The organism is Microbulbifer sp. CNSA002, assembly GCF_047324085.1.
Taxonomy (GTDB): Bacteria; Pseudomonadota; Gammaproteobacteria; order Pseudomonadales; family Cellvibrionaceae; genus Microbulbifer.
The window spans coordinates 318645-343260 of the sequence record NZ_CP172449.1 but is presented as its reverse complement, the minus strand read 5'-3'; the positions used below and the strand labels follow the sequence as shown (position 1 = coordinate 343260).

19 protein-coding genes are annotated in these 24616 nt (G+C 45.6%); 5 read left to right on the top strand and 14 right to left on the bottom strand.

The window, feature by feature from the left end; translation table 11 throughout:
* Window positions 1-14 precede the first annotated feature (14 nt).
* The 5 genes from ACG1BZ_RS01545 to ACG1BZ_RS01525 all read left to right on the top strand — a co-directional run bounded on the left by ACG1BZ_RS01545 (window position 15) and on the right by ACG1BZ_RS01525 (window position 5080).
* Complete coding sequence (locus ACG1BZ_RS01545) at window positions 15-1922, top strand: type VI secretion system Vgr family protein (protein WP_413664126.1); 1908 nt, start codon at window positions 15-17, stop codon at window positions 1920-1922.
* Window positions 1923-1936: 14 nt separating this feature from the next.
* Window positions 1937-2515 (top strand): DUF6931 family protein, encoded by a 579-nt coding sequence (locus ACG1BZ_RS01540; protein WP_413664125.1) that lies wholly within the window; start codon window positions 1937-1939, stop codon window positions 2513-2515.
* A gap of 3 nt (window positions 2516-2518) precedes the next feature.
* The gene (locus ACG1BZ_RS01535; protein WP_413664124.1) at window positions 2519-2812 is read left to right on the top strand and encodes a PAAR domain-containing protein; all 294 of its coding nucleotides are present in this window, start codon (window positions 2519-2521) and stop codon (window positions 2810-2812) included.
* Window positions 2813-3417: 605 nt separating this feature from the next.
* Window positions 3418-3900, top strand: coding sequence for a DUF6795 domain-containing protein (locus ACG1BZ_RS01530; protein WP_413664123.1), 483 nt, complete (start codon window positions 3418-3420; stop codon window positions 3898-3900).
* Between the two features lie 25 nt (window positions 3901-3925).
* Window positions 3926-5080 (top strand): lipase family protein, encoded by a 1155-nt coding sequence (locus ACG1BZ_RS01525; RefSeq protein ID WP_413664122.1) that lies wholly within the window; start codon window positions 3926-3928, stop codon window positions 5078-5080.
* A 98-nt stretch (window positions 5081-5178) separates the two neighbouring features.
* Here ACG1BZ_RS01525 and tssH read toward each other — a convergent pair whose 3' ends face one another.
* The 14 genes from tssH to tssK all read right to left on the bottom strand — a co-directional run bounded on the left by tssH (window position 5179) and on the right by tssK (window position 24604).
* Entirely contained in the window at window positions 5179-7848 is a 2670-nt protein-coding gene (gene tssH / locus ACG1BZ_RS01520) for a type VI secretion system ATPase TssH (protein ID WP_413664121.1), read from the bottom strand.
* Between the two features lie 41 nt (window positions 7849-7889).
* Complete coding sequence (gene tssG / locus ACG1BZ_RS01515) at window positions 7890-9020, bottom strand: type VI secretion system baseplate subunit TssG (protein WP_413664120.1); 1131 nt, start codon at window positions 9018-9020, stop codon at window positions 7890-7892.
* On the bottom strand, window positions 8984-10813 hold the full coding sequence (gene tssF, locus ACG1BZ_RS01510) for a type VI secretion system baseplate subunit TssF (RefSeq protein ID WP_413664119.1): 1830 nt from the start codon (window positions 10811-10813) through the stop codon (window positions 8984-8986). The genes tssG and tssF overlap by 37 nt, the downstream gene beginning before the upstream one ends.
* The gene (gene tssE, locus ACG1BZ_RS01505; protein ID WP_413664118.1) at window positions 10813-11286 is read right to left on the bottom strand and encodes a type VI secretion system baseplate subunit TssE; all 474 of its coding nucleotides are present in this window, start codon (window positions 11284-11286) and stop codon (window positions 10813-10815) included. Before tssE ends, tssF begins: the two co-directional genes overlap by 1 nt.
* A gap of 5 nt (window positions 11287-11291) precedes the next feature.
* On the bottom strand, window positions 11292-12806 hold the full coding sequence (tssC, locus tag ACG1BZ_RS01500; protein ID WP_413664117.1) for a type VI secretion system contractile sheath large subunit: 1515 nt from the start codon (window positions 12804-12806) through the stop codon (window positions 11292-11294).
* Between the two features lie 107 nt (window positions 12807-12913).
* The gene (gene tssC, locus ACG1BZ_RS01495) at window positions 12914-14401 is read right to left on the bottom strand and encodes a type VI secretion system contractile sheath large subunit (protein ID WP_413664116.1); all 1488 of its coding nucleotides are present in this window, start codon (window positions 14399-14401) and stop codon (window positions 12914-12916) included.
* Window positions 14398-14919 carry a type VI secretion system contractile sheath small subunit gene (gene tssB / locus ACG1BZ_RS01490; protein WP_413664115.1) on the bottom strand — a complete coding sequence of 174 codons (522 nt, stop codon included), beginning with the start codon at window positions 14917-14919 and terminating at the stop codon, window positions 14398-14400. The genes tssC (ACG1BZ_RS01495) and tssB overlap by 4 nt, the downstream gene beginning before the upstream one ends.
* A gap of 44 nt (window positions 14920-14963) precedes the next feature.
* A complete protein-coding gene (tssA, locus tag ACG1BZ_RS01485; RefSeq protein WP_413664114.1) occupies window positions 14964-16268 on the bottom strand; it encodes a type VI secretion system protein TssA in 1305 nt (434 codons plus the stop codon).
* A 178-nt stretch (window positions 16269-16446) separates the two neighbouring features.
* Complete coding sequence (locus ACG1BZ_RS01480; protein WP_413664113.1) at window positions 16447-17217, bottom strand: hypothetical protein; 771 nt, start codon at window positions 17215-17217, stop codon at window positions 16447-16449.
* Window positions 17218-17368: 151 nt separating this feature from the next.
* Window positions 17369-18076 (bottom strand): SapC family protein, encoded by a 708-nt coding sequence (locus tag ACG1BZ_RS01475; RefSeq protein ID WP_413664112.1) that lies wholly within the window; start codon window positions 18074-18076, stop codon window positions 17369-17371.
* Between the two features lie 33 nt (window positions 18077-18109).
* The gene (gene tagF / locus ACG1BZ_RS01470; RefSeq protein WP_413664111.1) at window positions 18110-18787 is read right to left on the bottom strand and encodes a type VI secretion system-associated protein TagF; all 678 of its coding nucleotides are present in this window, start codon (window positions 18785-18787) and stop codon (window positions 18110-18112) included.
* Window positions 18788-18801: 14 nt separating this feature from the next.
* On the bottom strand, window positions 18802-22344 hold the full coding sequence (gene tssM / locus ACG1BZ_RS01465) for a type VI secretion system membrane subunit TssM (protein ID WP_413664110.1): 3543 nt from the start codon (window positions 22342-22344) through the stop codon (window positions 18802-18804).
* Between the two features lie 57 nt (window positions 22345-22401).
* Window positions 22402-23265 (bottom strand): type IVB secretion system protein IcmH/DotU, encoded by an 864-nt coding sequence (gene icmH, locus ACG1BZ_RS01460; protein ID WP_413664109.1) that lies wholly within the window; start codon window positions 23263-23265, stop codon window positions 22402-22404.
* A 1-nt stretch (window position 23266) separates the two neighbouring features.
* Window positions 23267-24604 (bottom strand): type VI secretion system baseplate subunit TssK, encoded by a 1338-nt coding sequence (gene tssK / locus ACG1BZ_RS01455; protein ID WP_413664108.1) that lies wholly within the window; start codon window positions 24602-24604, stop codon window positions 23267-23269.
* Between the last annotated feature and the right edge of the window lie 12 nt (window positions 24605-24616).

Genomic DNA, 24616 nt, shown 5'->3' with positions numbered 1-24616 from the left:
AGTAGGGGCTGCCCATGACTACATTAAATCAAGATAGAAGACTGATTAAAGTCGACAGCCCGCTCGGCACGGATGCGGTAATCGCTACCAGCCTGCAAGGCGAAGAGCACATATCCAAACTCTTCCGCTATGAACTTCAGCTCCTGTCCGATGACCATGCAATAAGCCAGAAAGATATCGTCGGCAAGGCTGTTACCGTTTCTGTACACCACTCAGAAACTCCTCGCTATATCAATGGTTACGTTACTCAACTGTCTCTGCGCGATGTAAATGCTGAGGGAGTACGAAGTTATAGCGCCACGATTCAACCAGGCCTTTGGTTTACCAGCCTCGGGGGTTCCAACAGAATTTTTGAAAAGAAATCTGCTAAACAGATTCTTGAAGAAGTTTTGGGCGAGTACAGCAAAGTTGTAAAACTAAGCGTTAAATTAAATGCTGAATATATAACTCGTGAATATTGTGTGCAGTTTGATGAAAGTGATTTTGAATTCATCAATCGCCTTATGGCTGAAGAGGGTATCTCCTATTACTTCAAGCACTCAAATGGGCAACACGAACTTGTACTTTGTGATGATAGCCAGGATTTCTATGACTGCGAAAGCGAACAGATAGAATACGATGGGAGCGGTAGTCATCCGACAAAAAATACCGTAAGTAGCTGGCAGCGAAATTTCAATTATCATGGTGGCGGCTTTGAACTGAAAGATTATTGTGAGTTCACCGCAACAAAAGATAATAAGCAGCAAGTTAAAACCACCAGCCAACTAAATGATGTCAGCAATTACATGCGCGGCCTTTATGGGCTAAATCATTTTCAGGCTGACGGTGAAAATAAGCACAAATTTACAGATAGCTACCATAAGGCGCTAGCCGAGCGCTCAATGGAAGCACAAGAAGCTTTATTTGATGTGAGCCATGGGCGCAGTGACTGCCCCTCATTCACAGCTGGCGGTCGCTTTAATTTTGACCACACATTATCGTCAGAAAAAGGGAAGTACCTGATTACTTCCGTACATATCTCTGCTACAGACGGCAATAGTGCGGAAACACATTTCCACAATACTTTCAGTTGCATTCCATCATCAGTAACTCCAAGACCTGAGCCAAATATTTTTGCGAAGAAGGTACACTCTCCGCAAGTCGCACGCGTTCTTGAAGTTAAGGCCACCACTTCTGATAGTTCACAAGACCCCTACACCCAAATCAAAGTCAAGTTCCCATGGAATTCACAGCAGAACAGCTGTTGGGTACGGGTGATGCAGTCATTTGCCGGAAAAAACTGGGGCGCCAACTTTGTCCCCAGAGTCAATCAAGAAGTTATTGTTACTTATATTAATGGTGATCCAGATAGACCACTGATAACTGGAGCCGTATATAACGGTGATAATCCTGGTCCCAACTACACTGCGACTCAAAGCGGCTGGAAAACTGAGTATGAAGGTAGCGCCTTTAACGAACTTCGATTTGATGACAAAGGCGGAAGCGAAGAGCTTTATATGGAAGCCGGCAAAGACCATAACTTTGTCGTCCATAATGACCAAACAGGTAAGATAGAGAACAAACAGACCCTTGAGGTTAAGCAAGACCGGACTATTACGGTTACCGATGGCAGTGAAGTTGTCACCATCTCAAAAGGTGATCAGAAACTCAATGTCAGTAAAGGCAATCAAGTTGTAACTATCGGGTCAGGAAATCACACACTCAAGGTCAGTAAAGGTTCTCAAACTACTGATGCAATGGGTGCAATTAAGATTTCCTCCAAAGCATCCATTGAATTAAAAGTCGGCGGTAGCAGTATTAAACTGACTCCAGCTGGTATCACCATCAAAGGAACAATGCTTTCCTGTAAGGGCGACGCTACTGCAGAAGTTAAAGGTGGCGGGATGCTGACCCTGAAAGGCGGCGTAACCATGATTAACTGATGGGGGATATACCAATGACAGACCTCATTAAAGTAGAAGCTCTCACCGCAGATGAGCTACTTAAGAACTTTGAAGTTAGTGACGAGGCAGAAGATCATCTGGTACCGGATACAGCACCAGAAGTCAGCATAAACCGCCTTGTGGAAGCAGGCCTATTTCCAGACGCAATCAAGTTGCTTGCTCATGGCCTACCAAAGCGGGAAGCCGTGTGGTGGGCTTGCCTCGCGGCCCGAGATATCCAGGGCCCTCAAACTGACGATGACAATGTGAATGCGCTAAATGCAGCAGAGACTTGGGCCAAAAAGCCCAGTGAAGAAGCCCGCTTACGCTGCAAACTATTCGGCGATAAAACAAAACATAAAACTCCAGCGAGCTGGGCGGCTACTGCAGCGAGTTGGTGTCATGGCAGCTTAGCAGCCGAAGGTGAGCCGGTAGTAGAGCCGCCAGAACACCTTTATGCTCATGCAGTCGCAGGCAGTGTTACCCTTGCTGCCGTGCTATCTGACCCAGTCGATCCAAACAAAAGGTTCATGCGCTATATGGAGCAAGGTCTCGATCTAGCACGAGGCGGAAACGGTAGGGTTGAGGGATAAACTATGGGTAAGCCAGCTTCCCGTATTGGTGATATGCACGTATGCCCAATGGTCACCGGCACAGTACCTCATGTGGGTGGCCCAGTAGTAAGCCCAGGAGCACCCACCGTTATCATCGGTGGGATGCCTTCAGCAACCGTTGGTAGCACTTGTACCTGTGTTGGACCGCCCGATACGGTCGCCATGGGAAGTACAACGGTAATGCTGCAAAAGAAACCTGCAGCAAGAATGGGAGACACCACAGGGCATGGTGGAAAAATAGTTATTGGTTGCCCTACAGTATTGATAGGCGGATAAAATAGGTCCATCCCGCGTACTAACTAAGTACGGTGTGTCGGCATAGATAAAATTGGAAACTGGTGTTATCCAATTAAGATCATCCCATATCTATGCTTAAGAGTACTCACACAAGTCCACTCTTATCGAGTGGGCATCTCTCTGCCACACCATATCTGCTGAATAAAGATAACGGCTTAAAATATATGCCCTAGTACACAAGACAATATTTCTGTGTACTAAAAGTGACGCCCTCTTTTATTAGGATATTTAGCCGACCGCAATGGTAAAGCTAGCTATCTAGCACAATTATTTTAAATCCAAAAATCGTTACTCGTACATTAACGCATGTCTTGCATAGGCTTAGGAAAACCTACCTAAGAACCGGAAATATTAAACAACTTTATTCAGCTAAAAATAGCACAGAATTACCAATCAAATATAAACAATATGTTTATATAACCTACGGATCACTAATTAAAATATTTCACACAATAAATTTTCATTAACAATATATTTTCGATGACTCTTTATTAAAGAACTTAGCCTAGGACCGAAATATAAGTAAAGATTACAACCAACCAGAAAATAATCACTTTAGCCAAAATGGCCAGAGGGTTTTTACCATGCAAAAGAAACATAAATTTAAATTATTTTTAATATCTTTTTTATTAATTGCCATATCACCTGGAGGGACTAACGCTATGGCTTCATTCAACCCCTTTAAAGCTTGTACATTTTCAGAAATGAAAATCAAGTTAACACTAAATGGCGAGCCTGTATCAGGGGCTAAGATCACACGCTCCATACAATGGCAAAAAGAATGGATAGATACATTTACATCCGATGAGGATGGAGTAGCAATTCTTCCATCCAAATTTGCTAGCTCTTTAACTCAGGTATTGCCAGTTGAGTTTGTGTCTGCCCAGAAAATCACAGTTGAGCATAATGATCATTCCTACAAAATCTGGGTATACGCAAAAAGACACCCGGAAGAGAACTCAGAACTTGATGGAAAGCCCTTTAACTTAACCTGTGAACTTTCAGACGAATTACAACTAGAAGAGGTTTTTGATTCATATTTAAAAACCTCCTGCAAATTTACCTAAACTTAGAAACAAGGATGACAACACTATGCTCAGCCCAAAATACAGCGCTAAACTTGCTGCTGACACATATCTTGTTAAAGAACCTAATACCCGGGAACTTTTCTTTGATGCCTATAAAGATGATTTTGAAATTGATGAAGAATTGTCAAGCAAATTCAATGGGGAAGCCGGTGCTCTTGTCCTAATAAAAAGTACAGACACAAGAGGCATAGTACTTTCGGGAAAAAAACAATATAAAGGACAAGCTTTTGTAAGCATACTAGGTACTGACAGCCTATATGATGTATTAACAGACTTAAATGCTGGTGTGAAAAGATTTCATACTGGGGGGGCTGTCCATCAAGGTTTTTTTTATACTTTTGAATCTTTTTTACCTAAACTGGAAAACTTTGCTCGAAATCTTCCAAAAGACATTCATACAATCCATTGCGTTGGACATAGTCTTGGTGGTGCATTAGCAACTCTTGCTGCAGACTGGCTTTCATCACATACAGGTAAATCTGTAAAGCTGTATACATTTGGCAGCCCTCGAGTGGGACTTGATCACTTCGCCAGTGGCTGCAAAAGGAAACTGAAGGCTGAGAATATTTATCGCGTTTATCATCGTGCTGATCCTGTTCCTATGGTGCCTACCTGGCCATTTATCCACGTTCCAAATGGTGGGACTGGAGACTTTGAACTGCCAACCCCAAGCCTCAACCCAGGAACAAACCATAGCAGTAAGACTTATATAAAGTCTGTTTCTCCCAACGGAACAGGTTTGGATTGGGATGATGTAAAACTCAGAAAACCTAAAGGTAGCCTAGAAAAAAGTGTTGAAGCATGGTTGAGATCTGATGGTATTCTCTCACTAACTATGAATACGGCATGGATAGCTGGGGAGGCATTGCTTTGGGTGCTCAAGAAGATCACTCATCTTGCAGGAATTTCTTTAATCGTGACCGGTGGGACAACCTTTACACTTCTAGATAGACTTGCAATATTTCTACACAAAGCTTACCAGATTAGTAAGGATATCTCTTTTTGGATTTTACGACTTATCCGTAGGCTGGCACAGCTAATCGGACTTACTATTGTTGAAGGTACTGATATCACGGTTTCCTTTATTCGTATGGTATTTCTACGTATGCACCGCGCTGTTTCTGACTTAGTAATGAGGGCAGGAAGGCCAAACCAGTAATTATTTCTTAAGACCAGTTGTATCTATATGGTTATTAGTGGTACCAAGCCCAGCAATGATTTTTCATCAATATCACTGCCGGGCTTATATACAATTCTCTATTCTACTGTGTAACTAAAGTCCCCTTCTTCCGTTGCGGATACTTTAATTGCCTTCACTTCTTCACCACGCGCCATTTTATCCAAACATTCACTAGCCAATTCCGGCAATAATGTTTTGTTCAGAATAACTTCAATATTACGAGCACCTGTATCAGCTTCGTGGCAACGAGCAACAATGTTAATCAAAACATCCTCGTCATAGCTAAAGGAAGCTCCGTAATGCTCGTGAACGCGCTTTTCAATCTTACGCATATTGATTCTGCAAATCTCTACCAGATTCTCATCATCGAGAGGGTAATAAGCAATCACATTTGCTCGACCGAGGAAAGCCGGCTTGAATTTTTGTAGCAGATGTGGGCGGATATTGTCCATCAATACATCTGGCTCGGGCTTTTCTTCTACCTGATTGAAGATAGCTCTAATTGCATCCTCCCCTGCATTGGAGGTCATAATTATTACGGTATTCTTGAAGTCGATATCCCTTCCTTCACCGTCTTTAATGGTCCCCTTGTCAAACAGGTTATAGAAGACATCCTGTACACCTGGGTGAGCTTTTTCCATCTCGTCCAATAAGATTACCGAATAAGGCTTACGGCGTGCAGCTTCGGTAAGAACACCGCCCTCTCCGTAACCTACATAGCCGGGAGGAGAGCCCAACAGCATAGATACTTTATGCTCTTCCTTGAATTCAGCCATATTGATGGTCGTGATATTTTGCTCACCACCAAACAGCTCATCAGCCAAGGCAAGGGCTGTCTCTGTTTTACCTACACCGCTAGTACCACAGAACATAAATACACCCACCGGTTTACGTGGGTCTGTCAAGCCTGCTCGAGAAGTGCGAATTGCCTGAGCGACAGCCTCGATAGCATGGGGCTGACCAATAACACGTTTATTCAGGCGCTCTGCCAAAGTTTTCACAGCAATAATTTCATCGCTAACCATCTTGCCGACAGGAATTCCAGTCCAGTTGGCAACTACTGCGGCAATAGCCTGTTCATCAACAGCTGGCTGCATTAACGGGGTATCCCCCTGGATAACTTCCAAGTCCGCAGTTAATGTTTTGAGCTGCTGCTGATAGTCGGCTAATAAGGCCTCGTCGGGTGTATCTTCACCTTCGCCACCTTGGGCCTTCATAAACTCTATATCGATCTGATCGCGGAGTTGCTGAATCTGTCCGATTAGCTCGTTCTCTTTAAGCAGTTGCTGCTCGAGAACTTCCAAACGCTTTTCTTCAGAAGCTTTAAACTCTTTTAGCTCTGCCAGTTGCTCCTCATGCTCACCCATTGCCGCGTTTTCACGCTCAAGTTTAGCCAGGGTAGTATTAGTGCGATCTATATTGATACGAGCATCTTCAATCGCCCCAGGAGTAGCAGACTGACTGAGAGCGACACGCGCGCAGGCCGTATCCAGTAAGCTAACAGACTTATCTGGCAATTGGCGCCCGGGAATATAACGATGAGATAATTTGACCGAAGCTATGACAGCTTCGTCCAGTATGCGTACTTTATGGTGCTCCTCCAACGAGGTTGCAATACCACGCATCATATCAATCGCGTTGCTCTCATCAGGCTCTTCAACTTTTACTACCTGGAATCTACGGGTCAGAGCAGGATCTCGTTCAAAATATTTCTTATATTCCGCCCAGGTTGTGGCGGCTAAAGTACGTAATTCACCGCGTGCCAGTGCAGGCTTCAGGAGGTTAGCAGCATCTCCTTGCCCTTCTTTACCACCCGCGCCAATCATGGTGTGTGCTTCATCAATAAATAGAATAATTGGCGTTGCAGATGCTCGCACTTCTGAAATTACAGACTTCAAGCGGTTTTCAAACTCACCTTTTACACTGGCGCCAGCCTGGAGAAGTCCCAAGTCAAGCGTGCGTACGGCTACACCGCGCAATGGCTCAGGTACATCACCACTAGCTATTCGAAGAGCAAAACCTTCAACGACAGCAGTTTTACCAACACCTGCTTCACCAGTCAGGATTGGATTATTTTGGCGCCGGCGGGTTAGGATATCGATACATTGGCGTATTTCCTCATCACGACCAAGTACAGGGTCAATCTCTCCCTTCTTCGCTCTTTCAGTTAAATTGATTGTATATTTGTCCAGAGCCGGAGCTTTAGAAGCAGCTGCAGCAACTGCAGCTGCGCCATCATCCATATCCGCCGTAGCGCTAATATGGCTAGACTCTCCACTTTGTCCAAACATTGCACGAGCGGTTTCGCGGATTGATTCTGGAGCTATCTCTTTCAGTTCTGGGCAGGATTCTAAAATCTGGCGACGAGAAGTTTCTTCCAGTAAAAGCGCAGCCAAAAAGTGTCCGGAACTGATTGCTCTATGTCCATAATCAATAGAAGCCAGCATCCAAGCATTCTTCGCTGCTTCTACGATAGTTGGGGACAGGGCTGGTGGACGGCTGCTGCCGGCCCGAAATCCAGCAATCGCTGTAGCCAGCTGCTTGGCAAAATTTGCTGGATTACAGTCGTGTTTTTCCAATAGATGGTAAAGGTCAGTATCAGACTGATCCAAAAGTTTCAGTAACCAATGCTCTAATTCAACATTGTACTGGTTCTGTGACAGACAAAGCCCAGCAGCGCCCTCTAGTGAGTCACGCATATGCGGAGTCATGGTATCAACCAATCGCTTCAAATCGATATTGATCACGTTGAATATCCTTTCCTAAATAATAATGTTGTTAATTTTACTTATGCAGCAGGTAAAGCTTCATCAGGTGAAATATTGTCTGCACTTAAGGTTATTTGTACTAACCTTTCACCATCTTGTTCACTAGCCATGTGAGTATTCCATCCCAGTAAAGGTTCATTCTCAGCTTTTCTATTTAGCTGGATAGGTGCCACCTGGCTGGTTGAAAGTGTCACCGACAACTCAAAATCCAGTTCAATACCAGCACTAAAGCGAATAAACTCCTTAAGCGATTCCAACTTTTTCGTACCGGGAGCAATAGTCATAAATTGCTCATAAGGCATTGACTCTATAATTACCTGAAATTTATTCTGGGCTTGGAAGCAGTGCATCCCCAGAATGGTATTTACTCCCAAGCAATTATTAATACCCTTCGGCACCTGAGCACTGGGCAATCGGCACAAAATATCATCCGGCAACTCATCCCACTGTCCCTGAAATTGCTCGATGCTTACCGTTAAATCAAAATAATGCTTGATCATGCTGGATAAAGCGGTAGCGGAACAGCGTCCACTGGAAAGGTGTCCCCCCATTCCAACAAGGGCTTCATCCGGTATCGGCATTCGATAGCGCATTTCATTTGTACCAAGCCCTGCAAGGGACGCAAGAGCCTGGGTAAACTTGTCTGGCTCTCGCGAATTCTGCAGCCGTTGCCGTTCATAATTCACAGGCAACTGGTATTTATGCCAAGCTTGATAAAAGAGAGAGATACTCCGGTGATTAAACATATCCAGAAAATCACGCAGTGCCGTATTGTTCTCCCTAAGCTCCCTCTGCACTAACTCAGTCAAGTAATACGGCATCACCCCCTGACTACCGATTAACCCTGTAAAACCCACCTCCATATGCCACTGATGAGTTTCATTTTCATCGGGCTCTTCATGTACAACATTTTTTTTCTCTAGACGTAAAACATCCGAGCTAACAAAAGACAAACCAGATTGAGCACTAAACCGAATCAGTTCTTTAGTCGGAGGGGCAGCGCTAGCTATAGGTTCTTTACTAAAACCTGTACCTGCCAGATGTACTGCACGCTCTACCAGCCTTACCGCTTGAAAAAAATCAAAGTTATAAGGCTCTCGGCGTAAACGCTCAATTACAGTAAAGCTTTTTCGCCGGCGCGAGGTGGCCATCGCTTCAACTCCCCATCTCGACCACTCATAGTGGCAATCAGTTTTGTAAATGAATTAATTGAACAGTATAAGCCCAGGAAACGCTCTATGATGCTAGCAAATAACAATGGACTTGTTCCTGTTAACATCATGGAATCAAGTTCAATCTCAACTTCCGTGCCGCGACATAAAACTACACTTTGATCTATTTGAATCGGAGCAGTAACTGGTTTAGTGTTAAGCTTTAACAATGATTCGATTAAATTGCGCGTACTAGCAGAGTCACGGAAGTCATAAAGCCTAAAAATTTCTTTTAACGCATTACATCCCTCTGCACCTGAAAGGGAAAGATGATTTAAGTTAAGGTGGGAAATTAACCTCCAATACCCTCGCTCTCGTCGAGGCGGCCGTATAGTTGCTGTTGGGGAAACCACACAGCTAATTCGGCTAACTGGCAAATCACCATCAACAACCTCTAAATATGGTTGGGCGCTACCACTAGGTAATTTTTTGGCCAGATTTCGATTACAGCAAGTTAACTTAATATCTAATGTCTGATCACTAATTCTATGCGGATTAAAGTCCAGATCGACTAAGCTTATATCAATCTCAGATGCTTGTTCATTCCGATGCTCTCCTTCGATCACATCTCTGCGACGACTAAACCAAAAGGCAGATTGATCAGCATGATGTTGACTGTGTCGAATTCCATAGAAAGGCCGGTAACTGGTTGTCTCTCCATCACCATTAGTTGCCGCTACTTCATCCACTGAGTATATTTCTAAGCCATCACTTCTACGAGCATCAGGGACCACATGGTAACTATACTGCGAGTGATTAAGTGGAATAGGATCTGCACTTTGTTTAAATAAATTAACAACCGGAGCACAACCCAAGGCAAACATGCTTGGAGAAATCTGTTTTTCTAACTCTTCATGAGTTTCGGATAAATAAAAATACAGATTTAAAGTATCGTCAAAGCTCTCGTTTAACGCCTCACCAATATTTAATATATCCAAGAAAAGGAACTTTTCCGGAAAAGCAAAATATTCAGTTAGGAGTCGATATCCTACGAATGCGGTATCAGGATATGGTAATAAACCCTCCTCTGGACTTAGCCCTACTTGACTTATTTCATCAGGAGAGAGAAAAGTTGGCTTTGGATCACTCTCCCCATTGGCAACAACCAACCTTACACACTTACTTAATAGCAAGTCATATAAACTATAGATATGAGATGGTTGGCCACGAAGGAAAAAGCGGAGACTCTCAGGGTTTAACTCAGAAAATTTAATGCTTGGGCTAAAAGTTTTAAGGGACAATTTTAAAACTGCATTAGCGCCCTGAATATCATTACAGCCCGGGGCAATAAATGGCCTTGGCATCAGGGTGGCACTCACCGCCTGAAATGGACAAATTTCTGCCGGGTAACAAGTTGTAAAGCGGCAGGTTTGCCCTTGAAAGCTATCACTTTCGAGTAACGTCTTTCTTTCTACCCTGGTTATCGCATCCAAGTCCTTTTCCGGTTCAAACTGGACAATGGCACAAGAGGGAATAGGACGAAGATAATGAGGATACAGAGTTTCCAGCATTGCATCTGTTAACTCCGGAAAATCATCACTCAGCTTTTGCTGCACCCGAGCGTTCATGTAAGCGAAACCAGACAACAATCGCCCTACTAAAGGATCATCAACTGTGTCTGCATCCAGCTGAAGCCGGGATGCGGCAGCAGGGTGCATCTTTGCAAATTCAGCAGAAGTTTGCTGAATAAATGCGAGCTCTCGCTCGTAGAGATCTATTAATTTTTCACTCATCACATAATCTCAGAGACATCCACCAGTTGGGTAACTGGGTTGAGTGCCGAATCAAATACAATTACTTCCGATGCTGGATTTACATGTAATACAGCTTCAACACGAAAGCGTATACTAGGATCTTCGACATCCACTTTGTCTTGGGTGGTTACTTTTACCGAACGTATTCTGGGCTCAAAATTTAAAATTGTTTTTTCAATATCTCGACAAAATTGTTTTCGGCTAGCGGCAGAGGAAAGATTGACTGTTGATAGGTCTGGCAACCCGTAATTAATATTCGACTGTTCTAAATTTTCATGAGTTGAAGGTGCGGAAATACATTTAAATCTTGTATTGAACAAGTATTCCAAATCACGACGCACCCCTTCACGCAACTGTCTCAACACTTGATGGGATTGATGTACATCCAATTTACTAGATGATTGTAATAATCGATCCAATACCGGGGCCAATAATCGCTTTTCTCTAACCATAATAATTAGGTAGCTCCGACGCCGATTGTTGCCAATGCGGTTGTAAGTTTTAGCTCAGATACAAGATGGTCAACGGTGTAATGGCTCTTGAGATGAATCACACTTTGATAGCTACCCGCCTTGCCTGGCTCATCCGTTACTTGCACCCGGGACTCCCGTAGAGGGTATCGAGCCTGCATTTCCCAGGAAAGGTCATCCCTTCCCGTTGTGTATTCATCCAGCCAATGTTGCAACTGCCGCTCGCAGTCTGCAGCATTCATATACGCACCCACCTTATCCCGTATCATTACTTTGATATAATGAGCAAAGCGGGATGCGCAAAGTATTTGTTGTAACATAGAGCTAATACGCGCATTAGCCGTGGCTGCTTTAGAAGTGTATTGCTTCGGCCTTTGAAGTGATGGAACACTATTAAAGGCGCTGTAAGGAGTATCGTAACAATGACTCAAGCATACATATCCTAAGTCACTTAAATCCCGCTCAGCAAAATCAGTTACCAAAATTGACGTGGCCATTCGGATCATGCCAGGAGTACTGTCTGGCCTATAAGGCACCATTGGTAGCTGGGTTACCAGCCCTCCCCCAAGATGGTCACGTGCAACCCCTCTAATATGTGAAAACCAGCCAACTTCACTAAATTCTCTTAACAGTACGGCACCCAATGCAAAGCAGGCGTTCCCCCACAAATAATTCTGGTTATGGGATGCCCGTACCTGCTCCTGAAACCTCAAACCGCGATAGGATGAAAATTCCTGATTATAAGGTTCTCTCATCAAAACTTGAGGAAGTGTCAAAGCGATAAATCGGCTGTCTTCCAGGTCCCGAAGGCCATTCCATCGAATGTATTCTTTTTGGCGGAACACTTCTGAAAAATTGATAGGCTTTGCTAGATCTGAAAAGTTGTCTACACCAAAAAGTTGCGGTGCTGATGCACAAACAAACGGTGCAAAGGCTGCGGCTGCAGTATGTGCGATACCCTGCAAAGTAAAGACGTCATCATAAGGGTGGTCAGGCAGCGGCCGATGGGATACATAGTAATCTCCAAGTAGCAAACCAAATGGCTCGCCGCCTGGAGTACCAAACTCTTCATTGTATATAAGATGAAACAGACCAGATTGGTCAAAATCCGGGGCCCGCTCTATATCCTTCGCGAGGTCTTTCCAGCTGGCATCCAAGAGTTTGATTTTAATATTTTCAGCGTGGGGTGTATCAAACACCAATAGGGATATCCCCCGCCAGCTCGCTTCCAGTCTCTGAAACTTCTGGTGATGAATTATACAATTCAGCTGGTCACAGATCAGTTCGTCCAACTCGGCGATAATTCGACTCAGATAGTGGCGAACGGAATAATTACCCCTATTTGTACAGGGGGATAATTCTGTGAGCCAATATTCAAATGCAAAAAGGTCATCCGGTTCCTGCAGAAATTTATGAAGCTCTCTCTGCTGCCCTCTCGCCAATTTCTCCGGTAGAACATCTGATTGATCTTCCGATATTTGGTCATGTGCTGCACGGGGCACCGGTATACTCCAACAAGAATTATTATTTGAATAAATAATGGTAAAACGCAGGCCTTGAACAAGGCCATGTGAAGAGAGAACCCGCCCCTAGAGGCGGGCCCGGAGCCTTATCCCGCAGATGGGATATTTGCCACCATACGCAAGGACGTCGTCAACTCTTCCATCTGTAACCAGGGTCTCAGATAGGCAATCGCACTGTAACATCCAGGCTGACCCGGAATCTCTTTTACTTCTACACGCGCCTCAGAAAGCGGGTACTTCGCTTTCATTTCAGGGCTCGCGTCGGGGTTGGAGTTAGTGTACTGGGAGATCCACTTGTTCAACCAGCGCTCACAATCACCAGCCTCCATAAAGGAGCCCACTTTATCGCGTGCCATTACCTTGAGGTAATGTGCAATACGAGAGGTCGCCATCAAATAAGGCAAGCGAGCAGAAATAGCTGCGTTAGCAGTAGCGTCAGGGTCATCGTATGCCTTCGCCTTTTGCGCACTTTGAGCACCAAAGAATACCGAGTAATCCGTATTCTTGTAGTGACACAGAGGCAAGAAGCCTTGAGCGCTTAACTCCGCTTCACGGCGATCGGTAATACCAATCTCTGTGGGGCATTTCTGATCGAGATCCCCATCGTCACTCTTGAACACGTGAGATGGCAGTCCTTCTACTTTACCACCACCCTCAGCACCGCGAATTGCAGTACACCAGGAGTTCTCAGCGAATGCTTGAGTCATGGTGGTACCCATAACATAAGAAGCATTCATCCAGCAGTATTGATCGTGCTCTGCTGGACGGGAAACGCCGTCTTCATCCACTTCAAACTCTTCGAAGTCAAAAGCTTCGATCGGCTTGGTATTAGCACCATAAGGGGTACGGGCCAGGGTACGCGGCATTACCAAGGTGACAAAACGGGAGTCGTCACTGTCACGGAAACTGCGCCACTTGATGTACTCGGCGGATTCAAAAATACCACCCAGATCTCTCGGCTTGGAAAGTTCTGTGTAGTCATCAAAACCAAACATGCCGGCACCGGCAGCTGCAACAAACGGACAGAAGCCAGCCGCAGCAACATTAGACATCTTGCTCAGAAGCTCGATATCCTCAGGGTGGCTGGTGAACTCGAAATCCCCGATCATTACACCGTATGGCTCACCACCCGCAGTACCAAACTCTTCTTCATAGATTTTTTTGAAGGTCTGGCTCTGGTCGAACTCAACTGCCTTATCCAGGTCGCGGAAGAGCTCGCGCTTGCTCAGATTGAGCATGCGGATTTTCATGGTAGCGCCAGTTTCCGAGTTCATGACCAGGTGATTCAGACCACGCCATGATCCTTCCAGCTTCTGGAATTTCTCGTCATGCAAAATCGCAGACAGCTGCTGGGACATGGCCTTATCAATCGCGCTAACAGCTTTCTTGATGGTCTGGGTCAGGTTGCGATCCCAGGTGACCGTCCCTTTCATTACTTGCTCTGTCAAATTCGCAAGCAAGTCTTGTGCTTCTTGAGGCTCAGTTTGTTTAGTTGCTGCAATCGCCTGGTCTAGGAGACTGGCCGATTGCTCTTCAGCTTCACTTCCTGCAACATTTTCTACTTCAGTGCTCATTCTGAGTCCTCTCCTTTATCCTCATTCAAGCCCAACTGGTCAGAGATAGCGCTGACGTTTTCTGTGCTCTTGAGAATATCCTCAAGTACTTTTTCAAGCTCCTCAGAGCGATCAGCTTTACTCAGCAGATCACGCAGCTTGCTGCGAGCTTCAAGCAATTGCTTGAGAGGCTCAACCTGCTCAACAATCTGCTCCGGCGAGAAGGCGTCCATGTTGTTGAAGTCGAGATCAACAGCCATCTTGCTACCGTCACCAGTCAGGGTGTTTTCCACCTGCAAGTTCAACTTTGGGTTTACTTTACCCATTACGTCGTTGAAGTTATCGCGGTCAATTTGGATAAACTTACGATCTTTCAGAGCTTTGCGATTCTCGGCATTATCACCAGAGTAATCACCCATAACACCCGCCACAAAAGGAAGCTCCTTTTTGACTTCGGCTCCGTTAGTTTCAACATCGTAAGTGATATGTACACGCGGCTTACGCACGCGCTTAAGTTTGTTGTGGATGCTTTCAGACATCTAAGGTCTCCTTTCCGACTTTAGGGACTGCTGTTCTCAGTTAATTACCAACCAGTGCTGGCTTCTTCTTGCGGTTGCTCACCCCAACCTTCATCAGAGACTGGCGCGGATACACTTTCAGTAGGTGTATCTGCGGCAACCGCAGGAGCTGATGACGTGCCACTTGTAGTCACTGGTGGGGTTATATATTTTTGTGTATCCGTGCCATCGAGACGAACTCCCGTCAACTGGGAGTAAAGCGCCTTCGACTGATCATCAGGTAGCAATTCAGACATCAATTGTGAAACGGTCATTCGTCCCCAGCCTATCAGCCTCTCCAGGCCGGGCGCCAGCGGCGTATGCGGCTCATAGGTACGAAAATACTTTGCCGCCTGCTCAAGCAATTTTAAGGCATCTTCTCTGGACACTACCGGACCGGTAGGGACAGCTACAGCAGAGGCAGCCACAGAAGTAACCGCTGCTGCAGCTGCATTTCCAGCTTGAACTTCCCCAGCAGGCTCTTCTGACGATTCAGGCGCCACATCTTCTTGAGTCTGCTCCATAGACTCCAAGTGCGTCTTATAAATAAAACGGCTTGTCCGCAACACCTCATCCAATAGAGATGAAATATTCGTGGATGGGGGGGCATCATGACCGCAGCTTTGTCGCAGGCTATCATTTATGGTCTTAAAGTGCCCCAGCGCTGCCTCGATTGTCTGAACGAGGTTTTGAGCCCATTCACCGCTCGCACTGTTTACACATTGATCAATCTGCTCAAGGTTGTAACCCAGCGTTTCTATTCGAGCAGCCTTGGCATCGTCATCTGCAATTCTGTCAGCATCCCGAGCCTGTTGGAATTGGAAGAATGAATAGTCCCCATAATCCCCTTCGGGAGTAATACCGGCACTGCGAATAGGCATTAGCAAGGTGCCATCACCACCATCACCATTCAAACCTGTCAGGGGTGCTACTTTTGTCTCAAGGCCATCTTCGTCTGGTAAGGGATACAGACCTTCCCAATATTGCTCTACTAACGAGTCGATCACCTGCAGGCCATCTCTCAAGCCAATAAAGCCATGTAAGCGAATCAAGGCCTCGGTATACCAACTGGCAACCTCTAAGTCCTTACTCTTTTTCCCTAGGATATTTTCTGCAGCTTTTGCTACATCCCTCCAAGGTGCGAGTAGGTCTGTGTCTGCATCATCGAACATTGCGGAGCGTTCAGCAGCTCTTGCACTGTTGCGAGCATCTTTGATCGAGTAATAATCAGAAGTTGGCGAACGATCCTCTCGGATATCTTCCCCTACGGGATTATCCTCTGAGATTGGAGCAACTAATTCATCGATATTTATCGTGTTTGGGAATGCCATCAAAAAAGGCCCTTATACCGAATCAAATCCTTTAATCAGAATTCTGAGAAGAGTACACGTTGTAGATATCTAATCAAGGCAAATAATGCGCTTGGTACCTATTACTTTAAAAAACATGTTCAGTTGACAATTTTACGCTATTTATTTTTGTTAGATTTTGGCTTCTTATTCCAAGCCATTACATAGGAACCGCTGTTGAATCGCAACTCCCCATACTAGTCACAAGTTTAAATGTGGCAAAAATATGCAAAAACTCAGACCTACTCTTTTCAAAGTTCTCAAGAGATGACCACAAAAACACAGAATAGAAACTATCCGGGCTCTGAAAGAAAGTGACCAAATAGCGAACTGGTGTTTTTACAACCTCAGCAGACATCTCATAAATATGGCCATTTTGACTGTTACTTATCAGTGGTTCAGGCCCAGATATAATAACGCCATTTTCCACTCTAGTCAGACACTGCTGTATTTGTGCTTTACCAAAATGCTCAATCGACAAATCGTGGGGAAGCAGGGATCGATCTTGCTTTAGTACTATCAAATAGCGACTTAACTCTGAACTTCCAGCCTGAATCACAGCTTCCTTATTCAGATTGTCAAACCCCTGCCAACCGGCTGGAATACCAATAGAAGCTGTTCCATCAGTACTTTCCAAAAACTCCAGGGCAGGAGGTAACGGAGGGTCGCCACAATTACTAGACTTTTCAGTACAGTGTATTAATTGATCACCCAAACAGAGCTGTGTATGCCATCCCGCCTCCCAGAACTTTTTCATTAGCTGGCAGGCTTCCCTTCTATCTTCCGTAGCTTTGATTTGAGATTTTGCCCCGGTCAGCAGTCCTTTTATCTGACTAAAGCCCAAACCAAATTCACGCCCCAATGCAGCAATTGCATAGCGCCGCTCTACAGAACCTCTTATCTCCCCAGTAAAAATTATTCTGTAAGACATATCAGTAACCTTAGCTTCCTGCTCTGATACTCACTTTACAACCAGAACCTCTAATACAATTATCTCAATTCAATCAAACTTTATAGGTCTTCTTAAATTAACGTTCTGATCAACAAATCCATAGATGAAAAGTAAAAGTCCACTCTTAATATCAGTGAAGAATTTTCGCATGAAATTTTTTATGCAGCGCACTTAAAGCTGTCGACTTCTGCAAGGAGAAAAGATGTGCATAAATAAAAGGCAAACAACCTGATTCACGCAATTCCAGGAAAGCTGCAGAATTAAGCTCTCCCAATCTCTTCTCTGAAACACAATAAACACCTGTTAATTTATGCTTAACATCACCTGGCAAGTCTATATTTATTTCTTTTTCTACCAGCAAATTATTCCGCTGCAAAATACTGACAAACTTCCAAACCTGTGTCTTTTTAAGATGGATATCCTCTAAGCGGCGCTGCGCTTCCAATAAGTGACCACTTGGATTCCCATTCTCTTCAAACAACCTAACACCTAAAGAACTATTTCCGTCTTCAGATAATAGAGACGATTCAACGCAAACAAATGCATTGGAAGAGTCACCTTCTTTATATTTCAAATAGAAGGGATAAGAGCGAATAGATGCGGGAATATAATCACCCTGCCATTGTCCCTCTTGCCAAAAAAGGTTTTCTCCAGGTGTTACGCCAAGTAATGCACAGCTCTCAAGCTTTCCCGTCTCTTTTGATCGAGTAAATATAATAGGACAGGCACGCGCCACCGGTATGAATTCAGGCAATAAGATTGGGCAAATATGCGAATTCTTACTGTGGGAAAGATCACTTTTGATTAATTTGCAATTACGATGCTTCTTCTTATCCAAGATAACCAGCTGTCTCACGCTGTGCCCTCAATCCTAACTTATATTCTTCTGTAACTGCACACCAAGCATTGAGCTATAGAGCTCAGGGCTTGGCAATGATGGGCACAGCAAGGTTGTCGGGGCCAAGTGTTGAGACCCCTCACTCCACCACAGACTATATGCAGAGTAGCTACTTTTGCTCATCTGCCCTAATAGACCTGCAAAACCTCTTTCCAGACTATTCGATTGGCCTGTGGAGACGACAAAGTCTCCCTGTGCTGGAGGCAGAGAGATAATGCCCGCCCTGTCAGGGGGAGCACTAAATGCCTCACATAACTGGTCTGCATGTAGCATATTTTGCAGCGATGTAATTGCTAATTCAGACAAGCTCTGGAACCAGCTCTTAGCATCAGACATAAAAGCAAATGCATCCACTACCGGGGATAGCGGAGCAGCAAATGTCAACGGAAAATAGCGCCCAACACTATCCACACTAGGTACTAAAATTCCGGCCCACGCATTGGTATCAATGATGCCTTTGCTGTGGACAAACCTCCAAACAGGACTGGTCAAGTAGTAGTCCAACCACTCTTGACCTACGAGTTCGCGAGAACCGAATACCGCTCGTTGTAACCAGCCATCCCATACAGTGACAAAACTACCCGGCAGCTGTCGCTGAACAAAGTCCCCGTGACCCGGCAACTTACCAAAAATACCAACTGTATTTTGCAAATCATCTACTCCGTCTACAGGGTCTCAGGGCATCGATATCCGCGCAGTAAACTGCGGTCGAACGGATTGTTTACATTAGATGCAATCAATTTAAATTGAGCCTTTCGCCCTTCCTCAGAGAAAGTAACAAAGTGTTCTGCGTTACTTCGCCCGGCTTCCAAATCTGAGCTCGCTAACAGCCTGTACCATGCCCAGTCCCCTTCAAAATGCTTGCGATGAACAGTCTCATTCAGATCTTCAAAGATAATGCGGACGCGATTACTTTCACCACCACGCCAAGTCAGCTTTTTAGTGGTTTTAGGGCCATGGGAGTAAGGAACTCGTTGCTCTCCAAGTTCAAGTTCAAACAAACGAACACTGGAATCCAGTTTCGTTGGCTCAATACGGAAAGAGTAAGAAGCTCCTTCGCCGGCACTGAAGAAAGTTTTTCGAATACGTTCAGCTCGACGCAACTGGGAAAGGGCTTCCCTTGAAAGGCTAATACCCTGCCCTTCAACGTATTTGATTTTCCAGTTTCTGGTATCCACAAATGGCTTCAGATACTGATTGACAAATTTCTCCTCAATACCACCTGGCTTGAAGTACTGGTTAAACTCCATCACCGGCACTTCCTGATCACGGTCGCTACGCAGTGGGTACCGGTTTGCCAGGCTATTGCTATAGCTTTGATACACCTCTTCACGCCAGACACGGTTGATATGCGCCTTAGTCTTGGCCATTACCAGCCCCCAAGCGCTGTCAGCAATATCTGTCAGCCACTGGTCAAAGGGTGCTGGCGCATTGGCAGCCTTAACCCTTAACTGTTTAATCGCATCGCTACCGCCGGCAAAACGCGCTTTGGCACGTCCAAAGGCCGCTTGATTCGAATCGGGAGCGCTGTCGATCTCAGTGAGGTATTCCTGAATTTTATTAATAGTATCCAGGTATTCTTGGATACGCGCTGGCCGCCCCTTCTCACTCTGAGTGATTCGCTGAACCTCCTCAAACCTAACATCAACAATGTTTGGCTTGTAATGATCCTGCAAGGCACTGGTTGCACTACCCAGTGCGGCTTGTCCCAGCTTTCGAGTAGTACTGGATACAGGTAGAGGTACCCCAGAAGCATCGACTGGCACTTCAGGACGAAGGGTCAGACGAGTGTTATCTGAAGTTATCTCGGTAATCGCAAGCAGGGGTGAATAAATAGGATCAGACAACTTTGACAACACATCCAATGCCTGTGAAGTGCTACCAAACCTCTGTATTTTGAACCCGCCAAGGAAGCCCTGCCAACGCTGTAAGTACTCCCCAAGATAGATTCGTTTTACTTCCTCACCAAGCTTTTCACGGTCGGCTTCGGTAAAGTCCTCACCGCTCAGATCTCCTCCATAAATCCAGCGCTCTTCAGCCATATTTGTCATCAGCTGAGAGTCGGCTCCAAAGTCCAGTTCTTTATAACCCGCCTTTGTATAGAGGAAGGGAATCGTGAAGTTTGGATTATTGGCTCCCATACCAAAAATTTGCTGAGTGTCTCCACCAATTTCCTGGTAGAGATCTACAGGAGTCAATCCGAAGTCACTATTTTGTAGTTGAGCAAATAACCGCTGAGGCACAGGGATACGACGCAGCTGTTGTCGCGCGCGAGCTACCACCCTCTCATTCTCTTCAATTGAATTGGGTAGAGGCTGAATAAATAGTTGATCTAGGTGGTAGCGCAGTTCTTCCTGCCTCCCAGCTTCACCGGGTAGCTGACGCTCCCAGCGAGCAGTGTAGTAAGCCTCTATGGTTTTCAAATCCATTTTATCTGGATTAAAAAACATCAAATAGGTTTTGAGAGTACTTACCAAAGCGGGATCATTACTTCCGAGACGACTTAAGTCACTCTCTATATCACGAAGTAAAGCGGGAAGATAAATAGTTTCTAATTTATGGCGATAGAGATCATTTGCCGCGGTATCAATTCTGGTGTCATAAAGTCCCAAATTGCCAATCCACGGATGTTCCTCACGATCGTAGACCGCACTAGCCCGCTTCAAAGGCTCTAACAAATTTAAGGCACTGATGGGCGTAATATTTTTACCTTTCAGCTCACTCTCTGCACCTTGGTACGCGCTGAGATTATCGCTAACCTCTCCCATGGATAATTTATTCTGTGCGAGACTGCCACTCCATAAGAAAATAGCTCCGACAAAGCCTCCCGCCAAAGTAGCAAAAACTCCCCGGCGCAACCAAAGGTTGGCTGACTCAATCCGGCGATTAACGCCCACTAATTCAGCCTCTGGGAAAACGACATCCTTCAATAGTCGATGCAAGAAAAAGCTCTTACCAACACCCTGGAATTTTGGCCCGACGCTACGCTCTAGTCCAAAATCAGCAGTTACGGAGGACATCATACGGTCAACAGGACTGCCCTCCTGAGTGCCACTAGTAAAGTAGACCCCTCTGACCATAGGGACGGTTTCGTAACGATTTGGACCGAAAGTCTGCTTTACAAAATCTGTCAGAATATCTGTAAGACTTTCCATTCGGGCAGGAAAACCTTGCAACAACGCCCGCTTCTCTACATTCCTCTCCTGATGAACACGCCACAATACGCGCTGGTTCAAACGCTCTATCAGCTGCTCAAATTCTGCTTTGAAATTATCGAGAGGGGCCCCTACAGTGGCGTTAGCTTCACGGGGAAAACTCATTCCCCAAACTTGCTCACGCTCAGCTTGAGAGAGGTTGTCGAAAAACTCTGTAAAACCTGCAACTAAGTCACATTTTGTGAAAGTGAGATAGATCGGGAAGCGAATACCCAACTCTTGTTGCAGTTCATTTACACGCTGGCGGATAATTTTTGCCTGGTGTTGGCGCTGCTCTTCAGTTTGCACCATTAAATCTTGCAAGCTAATTGCAACCAGAGCACCATTGATCGGGCGGCGGCGGCGGTATCTTTTCAATAAGCTCAGAAAAGCTTTCCAAGCGCTATTATCGTAAACCCGGTGACTGTCCTGAGTCGTATAACGCCCTGCGGTATCAATTAAAACTGCATCATTGGTAAACCACCAATCACAGTTACGGGTGCCCCCTACCCCACCCAGGGCTTCCTTCCCATGACTCTGCGCCAGCGGAAATTCCAACCCGGAGTTCACCAAGGCTGTTGTTTTACCACAACCGGGAGGCCCAATAATGATGTACCAGGGAAGCTGATAAAGGGAAACTTGTCCCTTGTCAGATTTAAACCGAGCACTACGTAATACACCCATCGCTTCACGGAAGCGACCAGAAAGAGCATTCAACTCTTCCAGCGAGCGTTCTTCGTCTGGATCTGTAGAATCGGCTTCTTGTGATTCCTCAATGCCTTTAATTAAAGCCTGATTTTGGCGTCTCTCTACCAACCACTGGCTTATATTCCACACAAGCCAAATAGCAAAAATAAAAACAATAATAGTTAGTCGGACAGAGTGAGAAAGCGTGGCATTATCACTACCAAACTTAATGTAATCAGCCGCAAACCAAATGAGGAGGGAAAGAGCTGAGAGCCCTATGAGCCCCAACACCCACTTATTGGTAAAAAAGTTACGCAAGCGTTTCATGAATTGCTCCGTCTTCCAGGGTATCGACCATACCCAGGATCAATATCAGCCCGAGTGTTACCCTTCTCCTTGCGGAGACTCATCATCACTTTTGGACAAATCTAAAATCTGGTCTGCGACCGGTGTCGTCGTTTCATAGAGCCACCAGCGATAACCACTATAAGTTGCAAGTAACAATCCCAGAACAACACTCATAATCACCCAGAGGGGTATATAGTGAATCAGCCGGGATTTTCGCTCTACGCATCCTTGCCAACGCGGCGAAAGATCTCGGTCCATTGGCTGCTTATGCTGTTCAATTGTTCTGTAGAGCTCATCACGAATCTGTTCTATTTGTTCGTGTCCACGCTGTACGAGCCGATATTTACCCTGAAAGCCCAAGCTCAAACACAGGTAAAAAAGCTCAAGGAGTTCCAAATGACTTGCGGGAGTTTCCAGCATGCGCTGCAAAATGACAAAACACTTCTCCCCTCCAAAAGTCTCTTTGTGAAATAGGCTAAGTAGAGAGTGCTGGCTCCAACCGCTAGCTGTACCCCAAGGCGTGGTCAAAACAACCTCGTCCACGACAGTACATAGCAAGTAACGGGCTGTTAGCACTGATTCAGGTGTTAAAGCCAGCTGCTTTGCCTCACGCTCGAAGCTTTGGATTTCCGTAGTAAGTCGCTTGTGCAGATCTGGTACGTTGGCGTGGTTCATCGTTGTGCGCAATTTGATAATTACGCCTAACAATTTTGAAGCCGCAGACACCAATGGATTAAGACTGTTGCGGACCTGAGCCTCGACCGGGGCATCTTGGCTGGCAAAGAATTGTGGCTGAGCCTGAGCTGCTGCCGGTGCCGCTGCAGCACCGGGTGTCGGTATCAAAACCGTTCTATCCCCAGCATTAGGGGCCCGTGGAGGAGTAAAGCTGTCATTACTCATATTAATTATTCCTTATGGCCCAGAGTTCCATAGTTAATCCAGGGAACTCTGCGCCCAGATGCACTGCAAAACCACCCGAGCGAGTCATGGCCTGCCATAACTCTCCACTGCGCTCCACCTCAAAGTAAGTGAACCCTGCGTGATAGGGGATTTGTCGAGGAGCCACGGGAAGTGGGCGCAGAGTCAAGCCAGGCAACTGCGCAGAGATAAGTTCTCTAATCGCCTCAACTGGGGCAACCTTTGCCTGCGTGGGGAAGCGGCTGCGCAATAGATCGCCAGGCATATCCGCTTTTGCGGCCATAATAAAACTGGCTGATTTTAATAATGAAGGATCGGTAACCGGAGCAACATATATCCCGAATTTGCGCTGCACCAATTCCATTGCAATCGCTGTTTGCTCCAGTACTGTGGAGAGCGACTGCCTAAGTGCTGAAAACAGCCCAGCAAAGCTTACTTGCAGATCCTCATGTGCATACACCGGAATTTCTGGAGGGCGCTTAGACTGAGCAGTAAACGTCGAAAGTTCGCCTGCCAACTGCAATAATTCAAGAAATAAGTTGTGCGGATGTAATCGGGGCTGAGCCGTGATCTGCTTTAATAAGGGTTCAAAGCGGTTAATAACCTGCAGTAACAAATAATCAGCAATTTCTGCAGATCCGCTTCTTCCGCTGTCGCTCAAACGATGACCCAGAGCCGAGCCTCGATGGTCGAGCAATCCTTTTACTTCTTCAATATATGCATTGATAACCGCAGAAGTCTCCGCATTTAACAGCGGTGGGATATAGTCGGAATCAAGCTCTACCGGCTTTTCTGGTTGGCGCTCTTTAATTCGGGCAACTCCAACCGCAGCATAGCCACTCAGATCATCACTACCTAATTTGAGACAAGCTCTTAACTTTCCGACTTGGATACGCGCGGACTCACCAGAAGACGCCGCACTATTACGGGCATCAAAGTTCGAAGCCTGATAACGTGCCTGCGGGAAGTCCTCTTGATCTCGAATCGACTCCTGGCTACCTGGGCGCTTCATCGGCACACATAAGTAGACTATTTCATCACGAGTATTAACCGGAACATCCAGAACATCCGGCAAATGCTCATTTTCAGGGGCAAGTATCGGGGTACCATCGGGAAAAACAGCTTTCACTCTCGATAGAGAAATTTTTCCCATCGATAATGGCTCACTATCGATCGCCAGCTCTACAATCCCCCAGGTATAAGGCCCGAGCGGAGCTGTGCGCGCTTCGACAAGCTGTTCGAGATAGCGATCCTGCTGTTGAAAATGCTGAGGGCGTAAAAACATGCCCTCGCTCCAGATCACTTTATTGTTTGCCGACATAAATGTTCCTTA

Bases quoted from the DNA above. Each gene is read 5' to 3' on its own strand.
- ACG1BZ_RS01545 (WP_413664126.1), top strand. From the start codon at position 15: ATGACTACATTAAATCAAGATAGAAGACTGATTAAAGTCGACAGCCCG.
- ACG1BZ_RS01540 (WP_413664125.1), top strand. From the start codon at position 1,937: ATGACAGACCTCATTAAAGTAGAAGCTCTCACCGCAGATGAGCTACTT.
- ACG1BZ_RS01535 (WP_413664124.1), top strand. From the start codon at position 2,519: ATGGGTAAGCCAGCTTCCCGTATTGGTGATATGCACGTATGCCCAATG.
- ACG1BZ_RS01530 (WP_413664123.1), top strand. From the start codon at position 3,418: ATGCAAAAGAAACATAAATTTAAATTATTTTTAATATCTTTTTTATTA.
- ACG1BZ_RS01525 (WP_413664122.1), top strand. From the start codon at position 3,926: ATGCTCAGCCCAAAATACAGCGCTAAACTTGCTGCTGACACATATCTT.
- tssG (WP_413664120.1), bottom strand. From the start codon at position 9,020: ATGGCCACCTCGCGCCGGCGAAAAAGCTTTACTGTAATTGAGCGTTTA.
- tssF (WP_413664119.1), bottom strand. From the start codon at position 10,813: ATGAGTGAAAAATTAATAGATCTCTACGAGCGAGAGCTCGCATTTATT.
- tssE (WP_413664118.1), bottom strand. From the start codon at position 11,286: ATGGTTAGAGAAAAGCGATTATTGGCCCCGGTATTGGATCGATTATTA.
- tssC (WP_413664116.1), bottom strand. From the start codon at position 14,401: ATGAGCACTGAAGTAGAAAATGTTGCAGGAAGTGAAGCTGAAGAGCAA.
- tssB (WP_413664115.1), bottom strand. From the start codon at position 14,919: ATGTCTGAAAGCATCCACAACAAACTTAAGCGCGTGCGTAAGCCGCGT.
- tssA (WP_413664114.1), bottom strand. From the start codon at position 16,268: ATGGCATTCCCAAACACGATAAATATCGATGAATTAGTTGCTCCAATC.
- ACG1BZ_RS01480 (WP_413664113.1), bottom strand. From the start codon at position 17,217: ATGTCTTACAGAATAATTTTTACTGGGGAGATAAGAGGTTCTGTAGAG.
- tssM (WP_413664110.1), bottom strand. From the start codon at position 22,344: ATGAAACGCTTGCGTAACTTTTTTACCAATAAGTGGGTGTTGGGGCTC.
- icmH (WP_413664109.1), bottom strand. From the start codon at position 23,265: ATGAGTAATGACAGCTTTACTCCTCCACGGGCCCCTAATGCTGGGGAT.
- tssK (WP_413664108.1), bottom strand. From the start codon at position 24,604: ATGTCGGCAAACAATAAAGTGATCTGGAGCGAGGGCATGTTTTTACGC.